Origin of the sequence: Amaricoccus sp., assembly GCF_036846665.1 — a bacterium.
Lineage (GTDB): Bacteria > Pseudomonadota > Alphaproteobacteria > Rhodobacterales > Rhodobacteraceae > Amaricoccus.
In genome coordinates this window covers 1-3,603 of the sequence record NZ_DAIUBO010000324.1, presented here as the reverse complement: position 1 = coordinate 3,603, position 3,603 = coordinate 1, and the positions used below count along the sequence as shown (strand labels likewise).

General features: G+C 71.2%; 5 protein-coding genes. 1 reads left to right on the top strand and 4 read right to left on the bottom strand.

Features of this window, described 5'->3' with window-relative positions; genetic code table 11:
• Positions 1–323 (bottom strand): N-acetylmuramoyl-L-alanine amidase (locus V7050_RS19605; protein WP_324411096.1); only part of this gene is annotated, 323 nt, incomplete at its 3' end.
• 113 nt (positions 324–436) lie between these two features.
• Here V7050_RS19605 and V7050_RS19600 point away from each other — a divergent pair.
• Positions 437–1,006 carry a hypothetical protein gene (locus V7050_RS19600; RefSeq protein WP_324370405.1) on the top strand — a complete coding sequence of 190 codons (570 nt, stop codon included), beginning with the start codon at positions 437–439 and terminating at the stop codon, positions 1,004–1,006.
• Here the strand turns inward: V7050_RS19600 and V7050_RS19595 are convergent.
• The 3 genes from V7050_RS19595 to gatC are packed head-to-tail and all read right to left on the bottom strand — an operon-like array spanning position 996 to position 3,409.
• Positions 996–1,592: a hypothetical protein gene (locus V7050_RS19595; RefSeq protein ID WP_324370403.1), complete on the bottom strand. Its 597-nt coding sequence runs from the start codon at positions 1,590–1,592 to the stop codon at positions 996–998. The two genes, V7050_RS19600 and V7050_RS19595, sit on opposite strands and share 11 nt — an antisense overlap.
• Before the next feature lie 42 nt (positions 1,593–1,634).
• Positions 1,635–3,122: an Asp-tRNA(Asn)/Glu-tRNA(Gln) amidotransferase subunit GatA gene (gene gatA, locus V7050_RS19590; protein WP_324370401.1), complete on the bottom strand. Its 1,488-nt coding sequence runs from the start codon at positions 3,120–3,122 to the stop codon at positions 1,635–1,637.
• The gene (gatC, locus tag V7050_RS19585; protein WP_324370399.1) at positions 3,122–3,409 is read right to left on the bottom strand and encodes an Asp-tRNA(Asn)/Glu-tRNA(Gln) amidotransferase subunit GatC; all 288 of its coding nucleotides are present in this window, start codon (positions 3,407–3,409) and stop codon (positions 3,122–3,124) included. Before gatC ends, gatA begins: the two co-directional genes overlap by 1 nt.
• Positions 3,410–3,603: the final 194 nt, after the last annotated feature.

Below are 3,603 nucleotides of genomic sequence, written 5' to 3'. Positions count from 1 at the left end.
TGCGGCTCGGGGTACGGCGGGAATCCGGCCAGCGGCCCGGGGTTGGCGAGCTCGATCCCGATCGAGCGCGAATTGACGTCCCCCCCTCCGCGCCAGGCCCCGACACCGGCGTGCCAGGCCCGCTCCGCTTCGCCCACCAGCCGCCAGACCCGTCCATCCTCGGCCACCAGATAATGCGCCGACACTTCGGCTGCCGGATCGCAGAGCCGTTCGAGCGCCGCCTCCGCCGTCGCCATGGCGGTATAGTGCAAGACGATCAGCTCCGGCCGCAGCCCGTCGCGGCGCGGGCCGAAATTCGGACTGGACCGCTCGACGATCCTCATCCTAGCTGCGCCGGAACGCCCCGCCGGGCGCGCCACCAGACCGGAGACCCGGAACCCTGCCCCGCCCCTCGCCCCTGCAGAACCGCTGCGCCCCCGACGGCACGCTCCATGCCGTGACCGCCCGCGGGCTCTTCATGGGCAACCGCGGCGGCAGGCTGCACGGCCCCGACCGACAGCTCGGCGCCGCGCGCTGGCGCGGCAGGGCCTGGATCTGCTGCCGCATCGACTTTCGCGACCGCAAGCGCGAAGTGATGGGCGCGGGCTATACCGAGATCTTCTTTCTCGACGAAGCCACCGCGCTGGCGGCCGGGCACCGCCCCTGCTTCGAATGCCGCCGCGCGGATGCCCGGGCCTTCGCCGCCGCCTGGGCCCGCGCCCGCGACCCCGCCCGCCCGCCGAAGGCGCCGGAGATGGACCGGATCCTGCACGCCGAGCGCCGCGCCGCCTTCGAGACCTGCCGCCTCCGCGACCTGCCCGACGGCAGCATCTTCGCGACCGGCGGACGGTTCCGGCTGAAGCTCGACCACGAGATCCTTGCCTGGACCTTCGACGGATACCGGAAGGTCGAGACGGAGACCGATCCCGACGGGGCGGTCGCCGCCGTCACCCCGCCCACGGTCCGCGCCGTCCTTTCCGCAGGCTACCGCCCACGGCTCCACCCGAGCGCCCGGATCAGATCTTGAGCTGCCGATAGGGCGTCGGATCCCATTTGCAGGCGAATCCGTCGCCGTCGGGATCGAGCCCGAGGTTGTCCGTCTGCGGCCCACCGGCCGCCAGGAATGCCCGCTGCGCCTCGTCCGGCGTCCGGTAGCGCCCGCAGCTCGACGAAAGCCGCGCACCCACCCGCCGGTCATAGCGCCGCTCGCCGACGGCATTGGTGGTCTGCTGGGCATAGAGCGCGATGTTCACGCCCTGGACCTGGTTCGGGACCGATGTCGTCGGCACGACCACCAGCTTCGACCGCGCCTCCTCAAGGTCGCGCTCCGCGATCGCCGCGTCGATCTTCTGCTGTTCGAGCGTGTATTCCATCAGGTTCAGCCGGTCGTCGTCGAGCGGCGTGCCCGCCTGCGGCAACGGGCCCGCCGCGACGGTCGAGCCCTCGGCGAGCGAGCTCTCGATCGTCGCGGTGAAATCGTCGCCACCGCCGCCGGCCGTCGAGACCGTCCCGGCCGGCGGGACCTCGTAGAGAACCGTCTCGCTCGGCACGGTGACACTCGAGGTGCAGGCGGCGAGCGCCCCGGCCATGACCAGCGCTGGAATCCGCATCATCGTCCCGCCTTTCGACAATTTGCTCAACCTCGGCGAAAGTTCTTACCACCATTTTTCCGGTTTTGCAGCAAAACCGGCGGCCCCCTCGATCGCGAAGGCGATATTCAGCATCTCCGCCTCCTCCCAGGGCCGCCCGATCACCTGCAGCCCCAGCGGCAAGCCCCGCGCATCCAGCCCCGCCGGCACCGAGGCACCGGGCAGGCCCGCAAGATTGACCGTAACCGTGAAGACATCGTTGAGATACATCTGCACCGGATCGGCATCCGCCATCTCGCCGATCGCGAAGGCGGCCGAGGGCGTCGCCGGGGTCAGGATCGCGTCGATGCCCTGGGCGAAGACCGTCTCGAAATCGCGCTTGATCAGCGTCCGCACCTTCTGCGCCCGCAGATAATAGGCGTCGTAATAGCCTGCCGAGAGCACATAGGTGCCGATCATCACCCGCCGCTTGACCTCGGCGCCGAATCCCTCCGCCCGCGTGCGCTCGTAGAGCCGCGTGATCCCGTCGCCGGCCGCGATCTTCGCCCGCCGCCCGTAGCGAACCCCGTCGTAGCGGGCGAGATTGGACGAGGCTTCCGCGGGCGCGATGACGTAATAGGCGGGCAGCGCGTATCTCGTATGCGGCAGGCTGATGTCGACGGTCTCGGCACCCGCGTCGCGCAGCATCTCGGCGCCGCGATGCCACAGCGCCTCGATCTCCGGCGGCATGCCCTCGACGCGGTATTCCGTCGGGATGCCGATGCGCTTGCCGCGCACGTCGCCGCTCAGCGCCGCCTCGAAATCGGGGACCGGCAGGTCGGCCGAGGTCGAATCCTTCGGGTCGTGTCCGGCCATCGCATGCAGCATGATCGCGGCGTCGCGCACCGATTTCGCCATCGGGCCGGCCTGGTCGAGCGAGGAGGCGAAGGCGACGATCCCCCAGCGCGAGCAGCGCCCGTAGGTGGGCTTGACCCCGACGATGCCGGTGAAGGCCGCCGGCTGGCGGATCGAGCCGCCGGTATCGGTTCCGGTCGCCCCCAGCACCAGATCCCCGGCCACCGCCGCCGCCGACCCGCCCGAGGATCCGCCCGGCGTCAGCCCGCGATTGTCCCCCGCCCGCCGCCAGGGGCTGACCGCCGGGCCGTAGCAGGAGGTCTCGTTGGAGCTGCCCATGGCGAATTCGTCCATGTTCAGCTTGCCGATGCAGACCGCGCCCGCGTCCCAGAGCCGCCGGGTGACGCTGCTCTCGTAGGGCGGCGCGAAATCGCTCAGGATGTTCGAGCCGGCCTGGCTGCACACGCCCTCGACGCAGAAGAGATCCTTGATCCCGAGCGGGATGCCGCAGAGATCGGGCGCATCCCCCGCCGCGAGCCGCGCCGCGGCCGCCCGCGCCTGGCCGCGCGCGAGATCCGCCGTCAGCGCCGTGAAGGCATTGAGCGGCGTCGACCGCTCGGCTGCGCTCAGGCAGGCCTCGGTCAGCTCGACCGCGTCGATCGCGCCGCTCCGCAGCCCCTCGCGGGCGGCGGCGATGGTCAGTCCGGGAAGATCCGCCATCACTCCACCACCTTCGGCACCGCGAAGAAGCCCGAGCGCGCATCCGGCGCATTGGCGAGCACGGCGTCGCGCTGGCCGCCGGCGGTGACCTCGTCGGCGCGCCATTTCAGCTTCATCGGCGTGACCGAGGTCATCGGCTCGACCCCCGCGACATCGACCTCGGCGAGCTGCTCCATGAATCCCAGGATCGCCGACAATTCGGCCGCCAGAGGGCCGAGATCGGTCTCTGCCACCTCGATACGGGCCAGATGCGCCACGCGGCGCGCGGTGTCCTTGTCGATCGCCATGCACTCGTTTCCCGGGATTTCCTCGGCGCGGGGCTTACTCCGCGCCCGGCCTTCGTGCAAGGGCCGGGCCCCGGCCGTGAGGGAGGATCAGATTTGGCAACGCTCCCCCCTGCCCGAGCTCCGCCCGAGCCTAGCGTCACCATCCCGCCGAGGCCAGGCACCGCCGGGCAGCGCCCGCCCCGCCCCGTCACGCC

Coding starts and splice junctions, on each gene's coding strand:
- V7050_RS19595 (WP_324370403.1), bottom strand. CDS start 1,592: ATGATGCGGATTCCAGCGCTGGTCATGGCCGGGGCGCTCGCCGCCTGC.
- gatA (WP_324370401.1), bottom strand. CDS start 3,122: ATGGCGGATCTTCCCGGACTGACCATCGCCGCCGCCCGCGAGGGGCTG.
- gatC (WP_324370399.1), bottom strand. CDS start 3,409: ATGGCGATCGACAAGGACACCGCGCGCCGCGTGGCGCATCTGGCCCGT.